Origin of the sequence: Bradyrhizobium sp. CER78 (assembly GCF_029846235.1) — a bacterium.
In the GTDB taxonomy this organism is placed as follows: Bacteria; Pseudomonadota; Alphaproteobacteria; order Rhizobiales; family Xanthobacteraceae; genus Bradyrhizobium.
In genome coordinates this window covers 484,033-504,206 of the sequence record NZ_JARVWP010000001.1, presented here as the reverse complement: position 1 = coordinate 504,206, position 20,174 = coordinate 484,033, and the positions used below count along the sequence as shown (strand labels likewise).

Sequence of the window (20,174 nt, the reverse complement as noted above, 5' to 3'; positions counted from 1 at the left end):
GTTTTCAAGGACTAGCGCCGAAAAGCCGCGCTCACCCGCCTCATTCGCGCCCCTAGACCCAAGCTAGACAGATTGAGCCGTTTTCAGAACTGGACAGGGCATGCTCGAAAAGAACTCCGAAAGTCAGGTCCACGTCGAGAAGGTCGAAGAGCCGCGGTCGGGCCCCAGCATCGCGTTCGGGATCGAGCGTCTCGGCCTGATCCCGATGCGGGCGCCGATCCTGTCCTGCATCGTGCTCGTTCTGCTGCTGGTCGGCGCCGTGTTCGGCGTGCATCGGATCAAGATCGACGATTCGCTGTCGCAATTGTTCCGCTCCGAATCCAAGGACTACAAGCAGTATGAGGCCGTGACCAAGCGCTTCCCGGCGACCGAGTTCGACGTCCTCGTCGTGGTCGAAGGCAAGACGCTGCTCGAGCGCGACAATCTCGGCAAGCTCCGCGACATGGTCACTGACCTGCAACTCGTCGAGGGCGTGCGCGGCCTGGTGTCGCTGTTCTCCGCGCGCCAGGCGCCGGAGCCCGGCAAGCTGCCGGCGGCGCTGTTCCCGAACGAGCTCCCCGAGGGCGCGGCCTACGACAAGTTCGTCGAGACCGTCAAAAGCAACGAGATCATCCGCGGCAAGCTGCTGTCGGAGGACGGCACGCTCGCGCTGGTCGTGCTGTCGCTCGAGCCGGAGGTGGTCGGCAGCAACAAGCTCGGCAAGGTGGTCGGCGACATCAGGAAGATCATGGCCGACGATCTCGGTGGCAGCGGGCTCAATGCCCAGCTCTCCGGCGTGCCGGTCATGCAGCTCGAGATCCGCAACGCGGTCGAGCGCGACGGCCTGACCTACAACATCCTCGGCATCCTCGCCGGCTGCGTCATCGCCATCATCTTCTTCCGCAAGATATCCTTCATGGTGGCGGCGGCATTCCCGCCGATGATCGCGATCCTGCTCGCGCTCGGCGGCCTCGGCTGGGCCAATTTCAATCTCAACATGTTCCTCAACGTGATGACGCCGCTCATCATGGTGATCAGCTTCTCGGACTCGATGCAGCTGACATTCGCGGCGCGCGACCGGCTGATTGCGGGGCAGGACAAGTTCACCGCGTTCAAGAACGCGGTGCTGGTGGTCGGGCCGGCCTGCGTGCTGACGCACGGCACGGCGGGCATTTCCTTCATCGCGCTGCAGTTCTCGGACTCCGACCTGATCCGCAAATTCGGCGAGGCCGGGCTTGCGGCGACCATCATCGCGCTGGTCGCGGTGCTCTCGCTGGTGCCGGTGTTCGGCATCCTGCTGGTACGCAACGAGAAAGTCTTTGCGGTCAAGTTCCAGAGCGCGGATGCCGGCGTACAGGCGCTGCGCAATTTCTGCTACTGGATCGCGGTGCGCATGGTCGGTCGTCCCGGGCTGTTCAGCCTGCTCGCGCTGATCGTCGTCGGCGGCCTCGGCATTATCTACGCCAATCTCGAGCCGCGCTACCGGCTTGCCGACCAGGTGCCCGACAAGCGGCAGGCGGTGGCGGCGTCGAGCCGGCTCGACGCCAAGCTGACCGGTGCCAATCCGGTCGATGTGCTGATCGAATTCCCCAAGGGGCAATCGCTCTACTCGCCGGAGACGCTGAAGACGATCGCCGACGTTCACGCGATGGTCGAGGACAGTGCCGGTGTCGGCAACGTCTGGTCGCTCGAGACCTTGCGGCGCTGGCTCGCCGAAAAGGCCGGCAGCAACGATATCGCGACGCTGAAGGAATATGTCGGCGTGATTCCCGAACATCTCGTGCGCCGCTTCATCTCGAAGGATCAGGATGCGGTCGTGGTGTCGGGCCGGGTTCCGGATCTCGATTCGAGCCAGCTGCTTCCGGTGGTGAACAAGCTCGACCACTCGCTGGACAAGGTGCGCGCCGAGCATCCCGGCTATGAGATCGCCGTCACCGGCCTGTCGGTGATTGCCGCGCGCAACAGCGCCAACATGATCGAGAAGCTCAACCGCGGCCTCACGGTCGAGTTCGCGCTGGTCGCGATCTTCATCGGGCTGGCGTTCCGCTCGATCGTGGTGATGTTCTCCTGCATCCTGCCCGGCATCTTCCCCGTGGTGCTGTCAGGCACCGTGCTGTGGCTGCTCGGGGAGGGGCTGCAATTCGCCAGCGTCGTGGCGTTGACCGTGTCGTTCGGCCTCGGGCTGAGCGCCACCATCCACTTCCTCAACCGCCTGCGGCTCGAGACCAAGCCCGGTGTCACGCCGGAACTTGCGGTGGAGCGCGCCACCGTCCTGGTCGGTCCTGCGCTGATCCTGACCACGGTGGTGCTGGCCTGCGGCCTCGTCGTCACCGTGTTTTCCGACCTGCCGTCACTGCGCCTGTTCGGCTGGCTCAGCGCATTCTCGATGGTCGCAGCGCTGGTCGCGGACCTCTTCATCCTGCGGCCGACCTCGATGTTCCTGATCAACCTGTCGCAGAAGCTCCGCGGCAGGGGCGGGCAGCCGGCGCCGATCGAAAAGGCCTGATCGGCCGACAATAAAAAGGCCCGGTTCCGAGGCGCTCGGAACCGGGCCTTTTTGTTTGTCGGCGAAATCGATCGGGACGTCAGGTCTTCGTCATGGTGATCGTGACGCCGCGGATCTCGCCCTTGGAGTCGATCTGCACCACCTGCTTGGAGCCGTTGGTCTGCAGGTTCAGGTTGGCGGCAAAGCCGGACGCCTCGACGAACACGTCGATCCGGCCGCCGCCTGCGGTGCCCTGCAAATTGCCGAAAATGTTGCGGCTCGCCTCGCTCCAGTTGCCGGAGATCCGGTCACCCTGGCTGGTGACGTCGCTGGAGAGGTCGAACTTGTAGCTGTCGCTGGCGCAGTGCAGGGTCTGCTTCAGGTTCAGACCCGATGGCGCGACCTTGTAATCCGCCTTGCAACGAATGCGTTCGGTCGTGCCGTTGGACAACGCCACCGTGCCCGTGCCGGTCCACGAACCGGCAAAACCGGCAAACGGCCCGCTGGCCTGGGCATGGACCGCGGAGGCAGACAGCATCAGTGCGGCGCCGACGCCCACAGCTCTGAGGGCCTGGCCATAAAGGCTGGAACCAAACAGTTTCATTGTGAATTTCCCATCAAAATCAACGCCTCTTTCGCAAGAAAGCGTCTCGCCGCATCGAAGGTTTAGTGTCACCCAAGAATGTTAGGTTCAAACGACAGAGGCGGCGTGCGCGCCGCCTTATCGTCATCGAACAGAATCAGAAACCGTTGGCCTCATCATGGCATCTAGCTTTGCGCGAGTACCATCCGCAATAGCCAAGCGCGACAAAGTGATGGCGTGAATCGACGTTGTGAATCAATGGCTTAAGTGGGGGTTTACAGCGCCGCAAATTTAGCCGCATTTAGCAGTGCTTGTCGTCAATCCGTTGCCGCGTTACGTGGCGTCTGCAATCCCCAAAATCCGTCCCGGCCCTGCCGAAACGCTTTCGGGAACAGATTTTCTGCTGTCGGAAATGAAGGAATACGATGCGTAAATTTCTCTTGGCCCTTGCCGTGTTGTCGATCCCGCTCGCGTCCAGCGCCGTCGCCCAGCAGCAGCAGGGACGCGGTACACCCGATGAGCAGAAGGCCTGCACGCGCGACGTGCAGCGTCACTGCCGCTCAGTCATCGATCAGGGCGACTTCACCATTCTCGCCTGCCTGCAGCAGAACCGCAGCAAGATCAGCGCCGCCTGCGATCAGGTGCTGAAGACCCACGGCCAATAAGACCGAATTCAGGTCTCAAGGGACCGCTATCGACACCGCGGCTGGCTCCATGCCGGCCGCGGCTGCATATGCTGGCGGTCACAGATAGCATTGGTTTTGGTGGCGTATTCCCCTATATGGGGCTCGCAAATCCCCCGCATGCGCCTGACGGTTCGCGCCTGCGTCGTGCCATGACCAGTGTAGCCCAAATTTCCCATGACCACCGCGAGCGACCTGCGATCCGGAAAGACCCACCGCGACGAGAATTTTCCGGTCGCGTCGTGGATCATTCATCCGCGGCATCGTGCCCTGATCCTGGCCTTCTATAATTTCGTCCGCACCGCCGACGATATCGCCGATCACGCCACGCTGCCGGCCGACGAGAAGCTGCGCTATCTCGACCTCATGGAGGCCGAGCTGCTCGGCAACGGCGAGACCCAGAAGGAAGCGGTGAATCTGCGCCGGGCCTTCGCCGAGCGTGGCATGGCGCCGCGGCATGCGCTCGACGTGCTCGTGGCGTTCCGCCTCGACGTCACCAAGCTGCGCTACGAAACCTGGGACGACGTGATCGACTATTGCCGCTACTCGGCGATGCCGGTCGGGCGGTTCATGCTCGACGTCCATGGCGAGGATACCTCGACCTGGGCGGCGTCGGATGCGCTCTGTGCGGCCTTGCAGATCAACAATCATCTGCAGGACTGCGGCAAGGACTACCGGAACCTGAACCGCGTCTACCTGCCGCGCGATGCGCTCGCCGCCGCGGGGGCGAGCGTCGAGATGCTCGGCGAGACGAAGTCGCAGCCGGCCCTGCTCAAATGCCTGCAGGCGCTGGCGGTGCGCACCGCCGTGCTGCTCGACCAGAGCAAGTCGCTCGCCGCCGAGGTGAAGGACTTCCGGCTCGGGCTCGAGATCTCCGTGATCCAGGCGTTCGCCGACAAGATCGTCAACATGCTGAAGGTGCGGGATCCGCTCAGCGAGCGCGTGCATTTGAGCAAGGTCGAACTGCTGCTGCAGAGCCTCGGCGGCGTCGCCGGCGAGACCGCGCAGCGCGCGACCGGACGGCGTGCGGTCTCCAAGTCGGCGGCAGGCGCATGAGTGCAGAGGCGGCGGCCAACGCGAATTACGGAAGCACCGCTTCGGGCAGCTCGTTCTATGCCGCGATGCGCATCCTGCCGCGCGCGCAGCGCGAGGCGATGTTCCAGATCTACAGCTTCTGCCGTCAGGTCGACGACATCGCCGATTCCGACGGGCCGCGGCCGGAGCGCCTGGCCGCGCTGCAGCAGTGGCGCGACGACATCGACGCGCTCTATGCCGGCCATCCGCCGGAGCGGCTGAAGGACTATGTCGCGTCGGTGAAGACCTTCGGCCTGAAGCGCGAGGATTTCGTCGCGATCGTCGACGGCATGGAGATGGACGTGCCGCAGGACATCCGCGCGCCGGATCTTGCGACGCTCGATCTGTATTGCGATCGCGTCGCGAGCGCGGTCGGCCGGCTGTCGGTGCGCGTGTTCGGCCTGCCCGAGGACGATGGTATCCAGCTCGCGCATCACCTCGGCCGTGCGCTGCAGCTGACGAACATCCTGCGCGACATCGACGAGGATGCCGGTCTCGGCCGGCTCTATCTGCCGCGCGAATGGCTCTGGCATGCCGGCATCACCAACAACGACCCGGCCCGCGTCACCGCCGATCGCGCACTGCCGAAGGTGTGCGCGCCGCTCGCCGAGCGCGCCAAGATGCATTTCCAGAAGTCCGACGAGATCATGAAGCGCAATTCGCGCCGTGCCGTGCGCGCGCCGCGGATCATGTCGAAATACTACCGCGCGATCCTCGATCTGTTGATCGCGCGCGGTTTTGCGGCTCCGCGTGAGCCGGTGCGTGTGTCCAAGGCGGCCAAGATCGGCATTCTTCTTCGTTACGCGATCATCTGATGCAAAAGACCGTTCATATCATCGGTGCCGGTATTTCCGGCCTCTCCGCCGCCGTGCGGCTCGCCAATGGCGGCTACAAGGTCGCCGTCCACGAGGCGACGCAGCAGGCCGGCGGCCGCTGCCGCTCCTATTTCGACGCCGCCACCAATCTCACCATCGACAACGGCAACCATCTCCTGCTGTCGGGCAACCGTCATGCGCTGAGCTACGCGCGTTCGATCGGTACCGAGGCCGGCCTCGTGGGGCCTGCGCGCGCGCAGTTTCCGTTTGTCGATCTTGCCTCCGGTCAGCGTTGGCAGCTCGACCTCGGCGACTCCCGCCTGCCGCTCTGGGTGTTCGACGAGGCGCGCCGCGTCCCGGACACGACCTTGCGCGACTATCTCGCATTGGCGCCGCTGGCCTGGGCCGGCACCGAGGCGCTGGTCGGCAACACCATTCCCTGCAAGGGCACGCTGTACGACCGCCTGGTGCAGCCGCTGCTGCTCGCCGCACTGAACGTCGATCCGCCGGAGGGCTCGGCCGGGCTTGCCGGCGCCATCGTGCGCGAGACGCTGCTCGCGGGCGGGCAGGCCTGCCGCCCGCTGATTGCGCGCGACGGCCTGAGCTCGGTCCTGATCGAGCCCGCCGTGAAGCTGCTGCAGGAGCGTGGCCACAGCGTCCAGTTCAGTCACGAATTGCGTACGCTTGGCATGTCCGGTGATCGCGTCACCGAGCTCGATTTTGGCGGCGGCGACAAGATCACGATGGCGGCCGGCGATGCGGTCGTGCTCGCGGTGCCGCCGCGCGCTGCGGCCGCGCTGCTGCCCGGCGTGAAAACCCCGACCAAATTCCGCGCCATCGTGAACGCGCATTTCCGCGTCGATCCGCCGCGCGACGCCGCGCCCATTCTCGGCGTGGTCGGCGGCCTCGTGGAGTGGCTGTTCGCGTTCCCGCAACGGCTGTCGATCACGATCAGCAACGGCGATCGCCTGGTCGACATGCCGCGCGAGGAGCTCGCGCAGGCGATCTGGCGGGATATCTGCAAGGCGTCGGGCGTTTCCGGCGACTTGCCGCCGTGGCAGATCGTGCGCGAGCGCCGTGCCACATTTGAGGCGACGCCTGAGCAGAACGCCCTGCGTCCAGGGGCCGCAACGGCGCAAAAAAACCTGTTCCTTGCCGGCGATTGGACTGCTACCGGATTGCCGGCAACCATCGAGGGATCGGTGCGGTCGGGTGATCGCGCCGCCGATCTGGTTCTGGCCACGCGCTAGATTCGACCTGCTGGAGCATTTTCGAGCGAAGTGGTCATCGGTTCGCGTCAAGAAAATGCGACCGACAAATGAATGAGAACATGATCCGATTTGATCGGATCATGTTCGGAAGCGGCCGCGGCTTTCGATCAGCCGGGCCGCGATGAAGAGGATATCGAACGAAATGCTTTCGAGAGATCACGGCATTGCAGTCGATCCGGTCGCGCTGGAGAAGAGCATCTCCAAGGCAACCGAAGCGCTGCTCGGCTATCGCCAGTCCGACGGACATTGGGTGTTCGAGCTCGAGGCCGACAGCACCATTCCGGCCGAGTACATCCTGCTGCGTCACTATCTGGCCGAGCCCATCGATGCCGCCCTCGAGGCCAAGCTCGGCAACTATCTGCGCCGCGTCCAGGGCGCGCATGGCGGCTGGCCGCTGGTGCATGACGGCCCGTTCGACATGAGCGCCAGCGTGAAGTCGTACTTCGCGCTGAAGATGATCGGCGATTCCGTCGACGCGCCGCACATGGTGCGGGCGCGCGAAGCGATCCTTTCGCGCGGCGGCGCTTCGGGCAGCAACGTGTTCACGCGCTTCCTGCTCGCGCTCTATGGCGTCGTGACCTGGCGTGCAACGCCGGTGTTGCCGATCGAGATCATGCTGCTGCCGATGTGGTCGCCGTTCCACATCAACAAGATTTCCTACTGGGCGCGCACCACCATGGTGCCGCTGATGGTGCTCGCCGCGCTGAAGCCGCGCGCGAAGAATCCGAAGGGCGTCGGCATCGACGAGTTGTTCCTGGAGGATCCGAAATCGGTCCGCATGGCGCCGAAGGCGCCGCATCAGAGCGCGAGCTGGTTCTACCTGTTCCGCTCGCTCGATGCCGTGCTGCGCGTGATCGAGCCGCTGTTTCCGAAAAGCCTGCGCCAACGCGCGATAGATGCCGCGCTCGCCTTCACCGAAGAGCGGCTCAACGGCGAAGACGGCATGGGCGCGATCTATCCGCCGATGGCCAACATCGTCATGATGTACGAGGCGCTCGGCAAGGACGAGAATTTCCCGCCGCGCGCGACCACCCGCCGCGGCATCGACAAGCTGCTCGTGATCCGCGACGACGAGGCCTATTGCCAGCCCTGCGTCTCGCCGGTGTGGGACACCGCGCTGACCTGCCACGCGCTGCAGGAAGCGGGCGGCGACGACACCCTCGCCAAGGCCAAGCAGGGTCTCGACTGGCTGAAGCCGCGCCAGGTGCTGGAGCTGAAGGGCGACTGGGCGGTCAAGGCGCCGGACGTCCGTCCCGGCGGCTGGGCGTTCCAGTACAACAACGACCATTATCCCGATCTCGACGACACCGCCGTGGTCGTGATGGCGATGGATCGCGTGCGGCGTCATACCGGAACCCGGGAATATGACGAGGCGATCGCGCGCGGCCGCGAATGGATCGAGGGGCTGCAGAGCCGCGACGGCGGCTGGGCCGCGTTCGACGTCAACAACCTCGAATACTACCTCAACAACATCCCGTTTTCCGATCACGGCGCATTGCTCGATCCGCCGACCGAGGATGTCACCGCGCGCTGCATCTCGATGCTGGGCCAGCTCGGCGAGACCGCCGAGAGCAGCAAGGCGATGGCGGACGGCGTTGCCTATCTGCGCCGCACCCAGCTGGCCGAGGGCTCCTGGTACGGCCGCTGGGGCCTGAATTACATCTACGGCACCTGGTCGGTGCTCTCGGCGCTAAATGTCGCAGGGGTCGATCGCAACGACCCGATGGTCCGGAAGGCGGTCGATTGGCTGGCCTCCGTCCAGAATCAGGACGGCGGCTGGGGCGAGGACGCCGTCAGCTACCGGCTGGACTACAAGGGTTACGAAGTTGCGCCGTCGACCTCCTCACAAACGGCATGGGCCTTGCTTGGATTGATGGCGGCCGGAGAGGTCGAAAACCCTGCCGTTGCGCGGGGCGTGGAGTACCTAAAGGCAACACAGACGGAAAAAGGGCTGTGGGACGAGCAGCGATACACCGCAACGGGGTTTCCGCGGGTATTTTACTTGCGATATCATGGCTACTCGAAGTTCTTTCCGCTCTGGGCGCTGGCGCGGTATCGGAATCTGAGAAGCACCAATAGCAGGGTGGTAGGGGTCGGGATGTGATTGCTGAGGCGGGGGCCGCCGAGACCGTGGGCAGTAGAATTGATCCTCGGCCGGTATTAATCGTGACTGGATTGGTGCAGGAGGCCCGTATCGCAGCGGGTCCCGGCATGATCGTGATTTGCAGTTCGAGCGATCCGCAGCAGCTGCGTGCATTGCTGGCGACGCTGGATCCGACGACCTTCCGTGGCGTGATTTCGTTCGGCGTGGCCGGCGGGCTCGACCCGTCACTCAAGTCGGGCGACGTCGTGGTCGCGACCGAGGTGATGTCCGGCGATACGCGTTTCCTGGCGGCATCCGCCCTGAACGAAGAGATGATCGCGAGCGCCGCGCTGAAGCGCCGCAGGATCGTCCGCGGCGGGCTCGCAGGCGTGGAAGAGGTGATCGCGGCGAAGGCCTGCAAGGCCGCGCTGCGCTCGATGACGGGCGCAGCCGCAGTCGACATGGAGAGCCATATCGCGGCAGCCTACGCCGCCAAGGCAGGCGTTCCGTTCGCCGCGCTGCGCGTGATCAGCGATCCCGCACACCGGGCGCTGCCGGAGCTTGCGAAATCCGCGGTGAAGCCGAATGGCGACATCGACCTGCGCAAGGTGCTGCGCGGCATCGTGCGCAATCCGCGGACGCTGCGGGCGCTGGTGTCGACCGGTATCGACTTCAACCGCGCGCTGCGCTCGCTGCGCAGCTGCCGCGGCTTCCTGCTCGGCAACGACGTGCTGATGCCGGCGGCGGAAGACGTGCTGATCACGGCGAAGGCGGCCTGATCCGCTGTCCCGGGCGGGGACGGGGCCCTCGCCGCGCCAGGCTCAAAGCAAAGCACTTGGCTCAATTGGCTCAAAAACAAAGGCCCGATCGCATCGCGATCGGGCCTTTTGCTTTGCCTGTGCCTGGCGGCGCGGATTACGCGGCCGTGGAAGCCTTGGCTTGCTGCTTGGCGGCTGCGGCGGCCGCCTCGTCGCGGCGGATCTCCGAGAGCTTCTTCTGCACCTGCTCGGCGAAGATGTACTGCGCCGGGCGCTGCTTCGACATGTCGATCTCCGGCGCCATCGGGCCAGTGGTCTTGATACCGCGCAGCGCGACCCACATCGCCTTCAGCGGATTGTTGATCGCAGCGGTGGCCGCGGTCGGCTCGTAGCCGCAATGGGCCATACAGTCGGCGCACTTCTCGTACTTGCCGGTGCCGTAGGTATCCCAATCGGTGGTGTCCATCAGCTCCTTGAAGGTCTTGGCGTAGCCTTCACCGAGCAGATAGCAGGGCTTCTGCCAGCCGAAGATGTTGCGCGCCGGCATGCCCCAGGGCGTGCACTCGTATTCCTGGTTGCCGGCGAGGAAGTCCAAAAAGAGCCCGGAATGCATGAAGTTCCACTTCTTGCCCTTGCCGAGCGCAAAGACGTCGCGGAACAGCTTCTTGGTCTTGGTGCGGTTGAGGAAGTGCTCCTGGTCCGGCGCACGCTCATAGGCGTAACCCGGCGACATCGAGACGCCGACGCCGAGCTCGGTGGTGAAGTCGAGGAACTTGGCGATCTCCTCGGCCGGATGGCCGTCGAAGATGGTGGCGTTGACGTTGACCGTGAAGCCGCGCGCCTTCGCCGCCTTGATCGCGGAGACGGCGCGATCGAACACGCCCTTCTGCGACACCGCCTTGTCGTGATGGTCCTTCAGGCCGTCGAGATGAACCGAAAAGAACAGGTACGGCGACGGCTCGAACAGATCGAGCTTCTTCTCGAGCAGCAGCGCATTGGTGCACAGCGACACGAACTTCTTGCGCGCCACGAGGCCGCGCACGATCTCGCCGATCTCCTTGTGGATCAGCGGCTCGCCGCCGGGGATCGCCACCATCGGCGCGCCGCATTCATCGGCCGCGTCCCAGCATTCCTGCGCGGTCATGCGGCGATTGAGGATCGCATCGGGATAGTCGATCTTGCCGCAGCCGACGCAGGCGAGGTTGCAGCGGAACAAGGGTTCGAGCATCAGCACGAGCGGATAGCGTTTGCGGCCAAGCAGCTTCTGCTTGATCAGATAACCGCCGATACGCATTTCCTTGAAGAACGGTATAGCCATTAGACGATTTTCTTTCTGCACTTATCAAAGGGAAGTGGGTTCAGATCAGCCCGCAGTCAGTTCGGCCGGCAGCCGGAATTCGATATTCTCTTCACGGCCCGGAACGACCGAGACCGAAACAGGTCCGATGCGCCGCAGGGCCTCGATCACATCGTCGACCAAAACTTCGGGTGCCGACGCACCCGCCGTGATGCCGACAGCCTTGGCATCCTTCAGCCAGTCTGGGTTGAGCTCGCTCCCATCGGCAATGAGATAACTCGCGACGCCGACCTCGGTGCCGATTTCGCGAAGCCTGTTCGAGTTGGAACTATTGGCGGCCCCCACCACCAAAATGACGTCCACCAGCTTACTTAGGTCCCTTACCGCAGATTGGCGGTTCTGTGTCGCATAGCAGATATCCCTGATGTCCGGGCCTTGAATATCTGTAAATTTCGCCTGAAGGGCCGCGATGATGTCCCTGGTGTCGTCCACGGACAGGGTGGTCTGGGTGATATAGGCGACCGGGGTGTCGGTCGGCAGCCGCAATTCCGCCACATCCTGGACGCTCTGGACCAGCAGGACCGGCCCCGGAACCTGGCCCATGGTTCCCTCGACCTCGGGGTGGCCGGCATGCCCGATCAGGATCAGGGCGCGGCCCTTCGAGATATAGCGTTTGCCCTGGTTGTGGACCTTGGTGACGAGCGGGCAGGTGGCATTGAGTACGGGCAGGTCGCGGGCTTCCGCCTCCTCCTCGACGCTCCTGGCGACGCCATGGGCACTGAAGACTGTCACCGCCTTGGCCGGCACTTCCGACAGGTCCTCGACGAAGATCGCGCCCTTCTTTTTCAGGCTTTCGACCACGTGCTTGTTGTGAACGATCTCGTGGCGGACGTAGACCGGCGGGCCATACTTTGCGAGCGCGCGTTCGACGATTTCGATCGCGCGCACGACGCCCGCGCAGAAGCCGCGCGGCTGAGCAAGAAACACTTCCATCGGTCGTCCGTTACGCAAATTGCACCAGCCTCATTCCAAGCCTTGCTTCCAGGCCCTGCGGCCTTTTCGGCAACGCACTCCGCCAGGTCGGACCTCGCAACGTCAGTTGCAAGGTCCGCACCATCTCAGGTCCTGCACGTGATCCGCGCCCTCAAGGGCATGGAAATACAGGGATTTGTGGCAAAAAGGTAGCGCTTCGAGTGGGTGGGCGACCGGCAGGGAGTCGGATTTGAGGTAATATAGTGTGGATTTCGGGTCCTGCGACCGTCCGTCTCCCTCACTTGTTCGTCACTTTATCGCCCACTGATGCGGTTTATACCGGCCACTCGTGGCCGTTCCTGTGGTTTGGAACCTCCTCACCATCTCGACGAGGAAGATAACCAAAACAACATTAGATCGGTCCCGGGAACTCCGCTACAGAGCGGGCGTTTTCGGCCATGCTTCCCCGAGATTAGAAAGAAACGAAGTGCTGACAAATATTGTCGTCTCCGTTGTTAGGACCTGTACGCGTTTTGCCCTTCCGGTTGTCATTATCGCTGTGCTGCTGTCGATCGGCGCCGGCTTCTACACGGCCCGCAACTTCTCGATCAACACCGACATCAACAAGCTGATCTCGCCGGATCTGGATTGGCGCAAGCGCGACAATCAGTTCGAGGAAGCCTTTGATCGCGAGCGGCTGATCCTGGCGGTCGTCGAGGGAGCAACGCCGGAGCTGACCAGCTCGGCCGCCAAGGCGCTCACCGCGAAGCTGCAAGCCGACAAGAAGAACTTCGAGGCCATCACCGCGCTCGGCTCCGGTGAGTTCTTCGAGAAGAATGGTCTGCTGTTCCTGCCGACCGAAGAGGTCGGCAAGGTCACGGGCCAGCTCGAATCAGCCGCGCCGCTGATCGAGATCATGGCCGGCGACCCTTCGATCCGCGGCCTGACCGGTGCGCTCGAGACCGGCCTTGCCGGCGTCAAGCGCGGACAGGTCAAGCTCGACAATGCCGCGCCGCCTTTCAACCTGATCTCCGAGACCGTCGAGACCGTCCTCGCCAAGGGCAACGCGACCTTCTCGTGGCGCGAGCTCACCAGCGACAAGCCGCTGACCGATTCGGACAAGCGCGCCTTCATCGAGATCAAGCCGATCATCGACTATTCGGCGCTGGAGCCCGGCAAGGCTGCGACCGACGCGATCCGGCAGGCGGCCGCCGACCTGAAATTCCCGACCGAGTATCACGCGCGCGTGCGCCTGACCGGACCGGTGCCGATCGCCAACGAGGAATACGCCACCGTGCAGGACGGTGCGATCACCAACGGCATCGGCACCGTGATGATCGTGCTGATCATCCTCTGGCTGGCGCTGCACTCCGGCAAGATCATCTTCGCCGTGTTCGTCAACCTGTTCATCGGCCTTGCGCTCACCACCGCGGTCGGCCTGATGATGGTCGGGTCGTTGAACCTGCTTTCGATCGCCTTCGCGGTGCTGTTCGTCGGCCTCGGTGTCGACTTCGGCATCCAGTTCAGCGTGCGCTACCGCTCCGAGCGTTTCAAGAACGACAATCTGACGCTCGCGCTCGAGAACGCAGCACGCCGCTCGGCGGTGCCGCTGTCGCTCGCGGCGATGGCGACCGCCGCCGGTTTCCTGTGCTTCCTGCCGACCGACTACAAGGGCATCTCCGAGCTCGGCAAGATTGCCGGCGCCGGCATGCTGGTGGCCTTCATCACCAGCATCACGGTGCTGCCGGCGTTGCTCGACCTGCTCAATCCGCCGGGCGAAAAGGAGCCGGTCGGCTACGCCTTCCTGGCGCCGCTCGACCATTTCCTGGAGAAGCACCGCGTTCCGATCATCGTCGGTACGCTGCTGGTCACGGTTGCGGGCCTGCCGCTGCTGCACTACATGAAGTTCGACTTCAACCCGATCAATCTGCGCAACAAGCAGGCGGAATCGATCGCGACCTTCCTCGACCTGCGGAAGGATCCGAACACCGGCGCCAACGCCATCGACGTGATGACGCGCTCGGAGGCCGACGCCAAGAAGATCGAGGCCAAGCTCGAGAAGCTGCCGGAAGTGTCGCGCGTGATGTCGCTCGACAGCTTCGTGCCCGCGGACCAGCCGGCCAAGCTGAAGCTGATCGCGCAGGCGGCCAAGACGCTCGGCCCTGCGCTCAACCCGGACTCGGTCGATCCGGCACCGTCGGATCAGGAGAATGTCGAGTCGCTGAAGAGCTCGGTCGACAGCCTGCGCAAGACCGCGGGCGACGGCAAGGGGCCGGGTGCAGTTGCCGCGCGCCGGCTCGCCGACGCCCTGCAGAAGCTTGCCGATTCGACCCAGGCGACCCGCGACAAGGCGCAGGACGTGTTCGTGGCGCCGATGAAGATCGTGTTCGATCAGCTCCGCAACACTTTGCAGGCCCAGACCGTCACTCTGCAGAACCTGCCGCCCGAACTGGTCGCGAGCTGGAAGACCAAGGACGGCCTGATGCGTGTCGAGGCGGAGCCGAAGGGCGATCCGAACGACAACGACAATCTGCGCCGCTTTGCCGACGCCGTGCTCGCCGCCGAGCCGACCGCGATCGGCGGACCGGTGTCGATCCTGAAGTCGGGCGACGTCATCGTGAATGCGTTCATCCATGCCGGCATTCTGGCGCTGGTCACGATCAGCCTGTTGCTGTGGCTGACGCTGCGCCGCGTCGTCGACGTGCTGATGACGCTGGTGCCGCTCTTGGTCGCCGGCATCGTCACGCTGGAGATCTGCGTCTTGATCGGGCTGCCGCTCAACTTCGCCAACATCGTCGCGTTGCCGCTGCTGCTCGGCGTCGGCGTGGCGTTCAAGATCTACTATGTCACGGCATGGCGGCAGGGCAGAACGAATCTGCTGCAATCGAGCCTGACGCGCGCGATCTTTTTCAGCGCGCTGACCACGGCGACGGCGTTCGGCAGCCTGTGGCTATCCAGTCATCCCGGCACCGCGAGCATGGGCAAGCTGCTTGCGCTCTCGCTCGTCACGACGCTCGCGGCGGTGCTGCTGTTCCAGCCGGCGCTGATGGGCAAGCCGCGCGAAACCCTCAAGGACGAGGATATCGCCAACGACGTCACCTGACGCGCAGGCGATCCGGCTTGGCGGCAGGCGCCGCCGAGCCGGACTGGTGCGTCGGTATCAGTGCGTCGGTCGCGCGATGTCCGGGAGCAGGCAGATATCGCCCACGGTGTCCGCCGGCGCCGCGCCTGGAGCACCGGCTGCCTGCTTCTGACCTGGCTTGGTGGCAGGCGCCACGGCGCCGGTGGTCTTCTGCGGCGCAGCCGATTTGGGAGCGGCGCCCTTCGCAGCCGGGCTGCCCGCAGCAGCCGGGTTGCCGGCGGCGCTCACCGGGATCGGCGGACCGACGCGGGTCCAGGTCTCGCCGCCACACAGGAAGCCGAGCACGCAGCCCTGGATCTCGAGCTGATCGGTGCCGACCGGCTTGATGGTCGAGCTGTAGAGCTGGCCGTCCTTCGCGTTGTAGACTTGGCCTTCCCACGCGTCGGCGCCGGCCTTCTTCTTCATGTCGATCAGGATCGGCATGCCGAGTGTAGGCCTGCTCTGCTTAGCAGGATCGGGATTGTTCTTATCCTTGCCGCCGGGGGTTTTTTCCCAGGACACCGCACCCCACATGTTGCCATTACACTGGGCGACGCGGATGGTGGCGACACCGTCTGCGACCTTCCAGTCGCCGGTCGGGTCCGCTGCAAGTGCCGGTGATAATACGGTGGCCAAAAATAAACCTGAAAAGGCTATTGTACGCGCGAAAGTTCTTGGGCAGTGCAACATGGTCCAAACCTGTGCTTAACTAGACGATCCGAGCGGGGGTCAAAACGCCGCTAGCGAGCGTTTTAAGTTGACGAGATGGCCATCAACCGACGTATGTAACGAATGGTAAGTTCCAATTTAGACGTTTCCGAGATTTTTGTGGAGCGCGAGGGGCAGCGCGGTGCCATGCACACGCGTCACCTCAACGAGCAGCTCGTTCGCGTCCTCAAGACCATCGGCTACGACGTCGGCTTCCAGAAGGGGCAAGGCCAATACCTCTTCGATCGTCAGGGGGCTCGTTACCTCGATCTATTGAGCGGATTTGGCGTTTTTGCGATTGGCCGCAATCATCCGGACCTGCGCAAGGCGCTGAAGAGCGTGCTCGACGCCGATCTGCCCAATCTCGTGCAGCTCGACGTCTCGACCCTCGCCGGCGTGCTCGCGGAACGGCTTCTGGAACATGTTCCATATCTGGACAAGGTGTTTTTCGCCAATTCCGGCGCCGAAACCGTCGAAGCTGCGATCAAGTTCGCGCGCGGCGCGACCGGCCGGCCGGGCATCGTCTATTGCGGGCATTCGTTCCACGGCCTGTCCTACGGCGCCCTGTCGCTGACCGATGATACGAATTTTCGCAGCGGCTTCGAGCCGCTGCTGCCGGGTTGCACCCCGATCCCCTACAACGATCTCGAGGCGCTGGAGAAGGCGCTGTCGTCGCGGCAGGTCGGTGCGTTCATCGTCGAGCCGATCCAGGGCAAGGGCGTCAACATGCCCACCGACGAGTTCCTGCCCGGCGCGCTGGCGCTGTGCCGCAAATACGGCACGCTGTTCATCGCCGACGAGATCCAGACCGGCATCGGCCGCACCGGAAAATTCCTCGCGATCGAGCATTGGGGCATCGAGCCCGACATGGTGCTGCTGGCGAAGGCGCTGTCCGGCGGTCACGTGCCGATCGGCGCGCTGCTGACGCGCAAGCACATCTTCGACAAGATCTTCAACCAGATGGACCGCGCGGTCGTGCACGGCTCGACCTTCGCCAAGAACGATCTGGCGATGGCCGCCGGCATCGCGACGCTCGATGTCATCAAGGCCGAGAAGCTGGTCGAGAACGCCGCCAAGCGCGGCGCCGAGCTCCGTCTTGCGCTGACGCGCATGGTGCCGGGCTATGAGTTGATGAAGGAAGTCCGCGGCAAGGGCCTGATGATCGGCGTCGAGTTCGGCCCGCCCAAATCGCTGCGGCTGAAGGCATCGTGGAACCTGCTGGAGACCGCCAACAAGGGCCTGTTCTGCCAGCTCATCACGGTACCGCTGTTCAAGGATCACAAGATCCTCACGCAAGTCGCCGGCCACGGCCTCCACACCATCAAGCTGCTGCCGCCGCTGATGATCACCGAGGAAGACTGCAGCTGGATCGAGAAGTCGTTCGACGACGTGATCGCCGGCAGCCACAAGGTGCCCGGTGCGATCTGGTCGCTCGGCAAGACGCTGGTCGACAACGCGGTGCGCAAGTCGGCTTAAGCCTGAAGATTCTGTAGGGCGGGTTAGGCGAAGCCGCAACCCGCCGCAGGTCAGCGTGAGATTGGCGGATTACGCCTTCGGCTAATCCGCCCTACGGCTCTACAATCACCCTTCCTTGTTCGCGTGCATCGCGCTCTCGAACTTGTCGCCGAACTCGCTGAGCTCGTCGGCGCCGAGATCGCTGACGGCCCAATAGTTCAGGCCACGGTCGCTCCAGCGCCGGATGTTGAAGCCCTGCAACGTCGAGACCTTCGCGGTCTTGCGTTCGGTATTGGCCGTCTGCGCCACGAACAGATTGATCACGTGCTGGCGCCGCTTGTAGACCACGGCGCCGATCTCGCGGGCGTTGACATAGTCGAGCCGGCCGCCGATCAGCGTAAAGCCCTGCGCGGTGAGGTCGATCACCGGCGGCGAGACGTCGAGCTTGCCGTTGAACCAGGGCTTGACCGTATGCTGATCGGTCGAGACCACGTCGATCAGATGGCCGGCCTGCAGCGAGCGCAGATGCGCCGACACCACCTCGTTCTCGATGCGCTGCTCGTCGTCGTTGCGCAGCACGATCGCGACGAGGCCCGTCGCCGCCATCGCCGATACCGCCGAGCCCATAGCAAAGCCGCGCAGCACCGAGCGCCGGCTCGGCGCCGCCTGCGGCTGCGGCAGGGCCTTCTCGATCTTGCGGCGCAGCTCGAGCGGTGCCTTGTAACGCAGGTCGCTCTCGGCGATCGCCTGGCGGATCTCCTGATATTCCTTCATCATGGCGGCGCAATGCGCGCACCCCTTGATATGGGCTTCCACTTCGCGTGCATGGCCGGCGTCGAGTTCGCCGTCGATCAGCGCGTGGATCAGCACTTCGGCTTCCTCGCAGGTCATTTCGCTTGCTCCTGTTCCGCGAGCCAGGCTGATCGCAGCATGGCGCGGGCGCGCGCGAGACGGGACATCACGGTGCCGACCGGCACGGCGGCGACATCGGCGATCTCGCGGTATGAAAGATTCTGGATTTCCCTGAGCACAAAGGTCTCGCGGAACGGCTCGGCGAGCGCCGCGACCAGCTTGCGCACGGTGTCGCCGTCGAAGCGGCGCAGCATCTGTTTTTCCGGTGTCTCCGGGGCTTCGTTCCACATCGGGGTCTGGTCGCCGCCCTCGGGCAGTTCCTCGACCGCGGTCGGGGCGGTCTTGCGGCGAGCATATTCGGCGCGGCAGACATTGCGCAGGATCGCGAACAGCCACGGCTTCATCGCAGGTCCGCGGTAGCTGTCGAAATGCTTGTAGGCGCGCAGATAGCATTCCTGCACCGCGTCCTCGGCGTCGGCGGCATCGCGCAGCAAATAGCGCGCCAGGGTATAGGCGTCGTCAAGGTAGGGCAGCGCGGCTTCGCGGAAGCGCCGTGCCTTTTCGGGATCGTCTTGCGACGCGTTGACAACCATCGTGTCCTGCCCGGCTTGTCGAGAGACGGCTTGTGCCCGGCCGGGGGCTGAGGGCCACCGGCCGGGCATGGTTGTGATTGTATGGCTGGTCACGTTACCCAACCTTGATACTGCCTGTCATGTGCGGATGCAGCGAGCAGAAATACTTGTATTCGCCGGGCTCCGTGAAGGTGAACGAGAAGGTGCCGTCGGTATCCATGGTCTTGGAGCGGAATTTGCCCGCGCACACCACGGTGTGCGGGATGTCGTCGCGGTTGGTCCAGGTCACTGTCGTGCCGACCTTCACGTCGAGCGGGTTCGGCGCGAACGAGAAGTTGTCGATGTGGACCGCGATATCTTCGGCGCGGGCCGCCGTGACCGGCAGCAGCATGGCCGCGACCACGGCGATCCCGAAGTCGCGTCGATTGATCGTACTCATCGTCTCTTTCCTCAGCCCTGTCCGTCAGCCCTGCAGCGGCGTGTCGATGATCGCCAGCGGTTGGCTGTTCTGCTTGAAGTTGATGCTGGCGACGCCGAGCATGCTGCGCAGCTTGGCATCCTCGACCTTCATCGGGCCGGGCGAGGGGGCTGCACCCGGCGCCGGCTGCGGGAACGCAGTCGAGCGCGCGGTGTGGAAGGTGACGTTGCCCTCGACCTTCTGCATCACCTGGTGGATGTGGCCGTTGAGCACCGTGACCGAGCCGAAGCCCTTGACGTATTCCAGCGCGCGGGCGCCGTCCTCGGTGCCCCAGCCCCATTGCGGATAGACCGTCCACAGCGGGATGTGGGCGAACAGCACGATCGGCGTCGACTTGGAGCGGCCCTTGAGGTCGTTCTCGAGCCATTCCAGCTGCTCGTTGCCGAGATTGCCGAGGCCGCCGCCCTTGAGGTCGACGACGTTGACGAGGCCGACGAAATGCACGCCGCCGGCGTCGAAGGAATAGTAGCCCGGGCCCTTGGTGCCCTTGCCGTAGCGTTCCTTGTAGAGCTTGACCTCCTCGTCGATGAAGTCGTGCTCGCCCGGCACGTAATGCACGTCGAGCTTGGCCTGCGAGATGATGCGATCGGCGTCATCGAATTCGGACGCCTTCGACAGATGGGTGATGTCGCCGGTGTGGATCATGAAGGACGGCTTGACCTGCATCGCCTTGACCTTGTTGATGGCCTCCTCCAGCGTACCGATGGCGTTCGGGTTGGCCGGCTTGTCGAAGCCGACATGGCTGTCGCTGATCTGCATGAAGGTCATGCCGGTGGTGGCTTCGGCCGCGGCGGCCGAGCCGACGATGCCGAGCGAATGCGGCACGCCGCCGGTGACGGTCCAGAGTACGCCGGTGCCGGCCCAGGTCATGCATTCCAGCACCTTGCGTCGGCTGACGCCTTTTTCCTCATCGTGGTGATTGTGATCGTGTCCGCTCATGACAAGTCTCCCATGGGCCCAGGGATTGGGTTTCCGGGGAGGTGATCGG

Annotated in this window: 17 protein-coding genes; 9 read left to right on the top strand and 8 right to left on the bottom strand. The window is 64.1% G+C overall.

Features of this window, described 5'->3' with window-relative positions:
• Positions 1 to 100: 100 nt before the first annotated feature.
• Positions 101 to 2,485 carry an MMPL family transporter gene (locus tag QDT69_RS02185; protein WP_279705010.1) on the top strand — a complete coding sequence of 795 codons (2,385 nt, stop codon included), beginning with the start codon at positions 101 to 103 and terminating at the stop codon, positions 2,483 to 2,485.
• Positions 2,486 to 2,564: 79 nt separating this feature from the next.
• On the opposite strand, the gene QDT69_RS02180 is transcribed toward QDT69_RS02185, so the two are convergent.
• Entirely contained in the window at positions 2,565 to 3,068 is a 504-nt protein-coding gene (locus tag QDT69_RS02180) for a hypothetical protein (RefSeq protein WP_146984964.1), read from the bottom strand.
• A 404-nt stretch (positions 3,069 to 3,472) separates the two neighbouring features.
• Here QDT69_RS02180 and QDT69_RS02175 point away from each other — a divergent pair, with 404 nt between their 5' ends.
• The 6 genes from QDT69_RS02175 to QDT69_RS02150 all read left to right on the top strand — a co-directional run bounded on the left by QDT69_RS02175 (position 3,473) and on the right by QDT69_RS02150 (position 9,752).
• Positions 3,473 to 3,712 (top strand): hypothetical protein, encoded by a 240-nt coding sequence (locus QDT69_RS02175; RefSeq protein ID WP_279705009.1) that lies wholly within the window; start codon positions 3,473 to 3,475, stop codon positions 3,710 to 3,712.
• A gap of 195 nt (positions 3,713 to 3,907) precedes the next feature.
• Positions 3,908 to 4,786, top strand: a complete 879-nt coding sequence (hpnC, locus tag QDT69_RS02170; protein ID WP_279705008.1) for a squalene synthase HpnC — start codon at positions 3,908 to 3,910, stop codon at positions 4,784 to 4,786.
• Positions 4,783 to 5,619: a presqualene diphosphate synthase HpnD gene (gene hpnD, locus QDT69_RS02165; RefSeq protein WP_279705007.1), complete on the top strand. Its 837-nt coding sequence runs from the start codon at positions 4,783 to 4,785 to the stop codon at positions 5,617 to 5,619. Before hpnC ends, hpnD begins: the two co-directional genes overlap by 4 nt.
• Entirely contained in the window at positions 5,619 to 6,869 is a 1,251-nt protein-coding gene (gene hpnE, locus QDT69_RS02160; RefSeq protein WP_279705006.1) for a hydroxysqualene dehydroxylase HpnE, read from the top strand. The genes hpnD and hpnE overlap by 1 nt, the downstream gene beginning before the upstream one ends.
• Positions 6,870 to 7,032: 163 nt before the next feature.
• Positions 7,033 to 8,994, top strand: coding sequence for a squalene--hopene cyclase (shc, locus tag QDT69_RS02155; protein WP_279705005.1), 1,962 nt, complete (start codon positions 7,033 to 7,035; stop codon positions 8,992 to 8,994).
• A 26-nt stretch (positions 8,995 to 9,020) separates the two neighbouring features.
• Positions 9,021 to 9,752: a phosphorylase gene (locus QDT69_RS02150; RefSeq protein ID WP_279705004.1), complete on the top strand. Its 732-nt coding sequence runs from the start codon at positions 9,021 to 9,023 to the stop codon at positions 9,750 to 9,752.
• 136 nt (positions 9,753 to 9,888) lie between these two features.
• Here the strand turns inward: QDT69_RS02150 and hpnH are convergent, their stop codons facing one another.
• Both hpnH and ispH read right to left on the bottom strand, forming a co-directional pair.
• Positions 9,889 to 11,049, bottom strand: a complete 1,161-nt coding sequence (gene hpnH, locus QDT69_RS02145; protein WP_279705003.1) for an adenosyl-hopene transferase HpnH — start codon at positions 11,047 to 11,049, stop codon at positions 9,889 to 9,891.
• A 45-nt stretch (positions 11,050 to 11,094) separates the two neighbouring features.
• Positions 11,095 to 12,021, bottom strand: coding sequence for a 4-hydroxy-3-methylbut-2-enyl diphosphate reductase (gene ispH, locus QDT69_RS02140; RefSeq protein WP_050626212.1), 927 nt, complete (start codon positions 12,019 to 12,021; stop codon positions 11,095 to 11,097).
• A 466-nt stretch (positions 12,022 to 12,487) separates the two neighbouring features.
• Between ispH and QDT69_RS02135 the strand changes: the two genes are divergently transcribed.
• Positions 12,488 to 15,103: an MMPL family transporter gene (locus QDT69_RS02135; protein WP_279705002.1), complete on the top strand. Its 2,616-nt coding sequence runs from the start codon at positions 12,488 to 12,490 to the stop codon at positions 15,101 to 15,103.
• A 57-nt stretch (positions 15,104 to 15,160) separates the two neighbouring features.
• Here the strand turns inward: QDT69_RS02135 and QDT69_RS02130 are convergent, their stop codons facing one another.
• Positions 15,161 to 15,811 carry a DUF2147 domain-containing protein gene (locus tag QDT69_RS02130; RefSeq protein ID WP_279705001.1) on the bottom strand — a complete coding sequence of 217 codons (651 nt, stop codon included), beginning with the start codon at positions 15,809 to 15,811 and terminating at the stop codon, positions 15,161 to 15,163.
• 102 nt (positions 15,812 to 15,913) lie between these two features.
• On the opposite strand from QDT69_RS02130, the gene hpnO reads away from it, so the two are divergent.
• Positions 15,914 to 17,305 carry an aminobacteriohopanetriol synthase HpnO gene (gene hpnO, locus QDT69_RS02125; RefSeq protein WP_050420129.1) on the top strand — a complete coding sequence of 464 codons (1,392 nt, stop codon included), beginning with the start codon at positions 15,914 to 15,916 and terminating at the stop codon, positions 17,303 to 17,305.
• Positions 17,306 to 17,410: 105 nt separating this feature from the next.
• Here the strand turns inward: hpnO and QDT69_RS02120 are convergent, their stop codons facing one another.
• From QDT69_RS02120 to QDT69_RS02105, 4 genes are all read right to left on the bottom strand, one after another.
• Complete coding sequence (locus QDT69_RS02120) at positions 17,411 to 18,175, bottom strand: anti-sigma factor (RefSeq protein ID WP_279705000.1); 765 nt, start codon at positions 18,173 to 18,175, stop codon at positions 17,411 to 17,413.
• Positions 18,172 to 18,729: a sigma-70 family RNA polymerase sigma factor gene (locus tag QDT69_RS02115; protein WP_021079949.1), complete on the bottom strand. Its 558-nt coding sequence runs from the start codon at positions 18,727 to 18,729 to the stop codon at positions 18,172 to 18,174. Before QDT69_RS02115 ends, QDT69_RS02120 begins: the two co-directional genes overlap by 4 nt.
• Before the next feature lie 94 nt (positions 18,730 to 18,823).
• Complete coding sequence (locus QDT69_RS02110; protein ID WP_074129153.1) at positions 18,824 to 19,147, bottom strand: cupredoxin family copper-binding protein; 324 nt, start codon at positions 19,145 to 19,147, stop codon at positions 18,824 to 18,826.
• Between the two features lie 24 nt (positions 19,148 to 19,171).
• Positions 19,172 to 20,125 carry a metallophosphoesterase gene (locus tag QDT69_RS02105; RefSeq protein ID WP_074129154.1) on the bottom strand — a complete coding sequence of 318 codons (954 nt, stop codon included), beginning with the start codon at positions 20,123 to 20,125 and terminating at the stop codon, positions 19,172 to 19,174.
• Positions 20,126 to 20,174 lie beyond the last annotated feature (49 nt).

Coding starts and splice junctions, on each gene's coding strand:
- hpnC (WP_279705008.1), top strand. CDS start 3,908: ATGACCACCGCGAGCGACCTGCGATCCGGAAAGACCCACCGCGACGAG.
- QDT69_RS02105 (WP_074129154.1), bottom strand. CDS start 20,125: ATGAGCGGACACGATCACAATCACCACGATGAGGAAAAAGGCGTCAGC.
- QDT69_RS02110 (WP_074129153.1), bottom strand. CDS start 19,147: ATGAGTACGATCAATCGACGCGACTTCGGGATCGCCGTGGTCGCGGCC.
- hpnE (WP_279705006.1), top strand. CDS start 5,619: ATGCAAAAGACCGTTCATATCATCGGTGCCGGTATTTCCGGCCTCTCC.
- hpnO (WP_050420129.1), top strand. CDS start 15,914: ATGGTAAGTTCCAATTTAGACGTTTCCGAGATTTTTGTGGAGCGCGAG.
- QDT69_RS02185 (WP_279705010.1), top strand. CDS start 101: ATGCTCGAAAAGAACTCCGAAAGTCAGGTCCACGTCGAGAAGGTCGAA.
- hpnH (WP_279705003.1), bottom strand. CDS start 11,049: ATGGCTATACCGTTCTTCAAGGAAATGCGTATCGGCGGTTATCTGATC.
- ispH (WP_050626212.1), bottom strand. CDS start 12,021: ATGGAAGTGTTTCTTGCTCAGCCGCGCGGCTTCTGCGCGGGCGTCGTG.
- QDT69_RS02180 (WP_146984964.1), bottom strand. CDS start 3,068: ATGAAACTGTTTGGTTCCAGCCTTTATGGCCAGGCCCTCAGAGCTGTG.
- QDT69_RS02175 (WP_279705009.1), top strand. CDS start 3,473: ATGCGTAAATTTCTCTTGGCCCTTGCCGTGTTGTCGATCCCGCTCGCG.
- QDT69_RS02115 (WP_021079949.1), bottom strand. CDS start 18,729: ATGGTTGTCAACGCGTCGCAAGACGATCCCGAAAAGGCACGGCGCTTC.
- hpnD (WP_279705007.1), top strand. CDS start 4,783: ATGAGTGCAGAGGCGGCGGCCAACGCGAATTACGGAAGCACCGCTTCG.
- QDT69_RS02120 (WP_279705000.1), bottom strand. CDS start 18,175: ATGACCTGCGAGGAAGCCGAAGTGCTGATCCACGCGCTGATCGACGGC.
- QDT69_RS02130 (WP_279705001.1), bottom strand. CDS start 15,811: ATGTTGCACTGCCCAAGAACTTTCGCGCGTACAATAGCCTTTTCAGGT.
- shc (WP_279705005.1), top strand. CDS start 7,033: ATGCTTTCGAGAGATCACGGCATTGCAGTCGATCCGGTCGCGCTGGAG.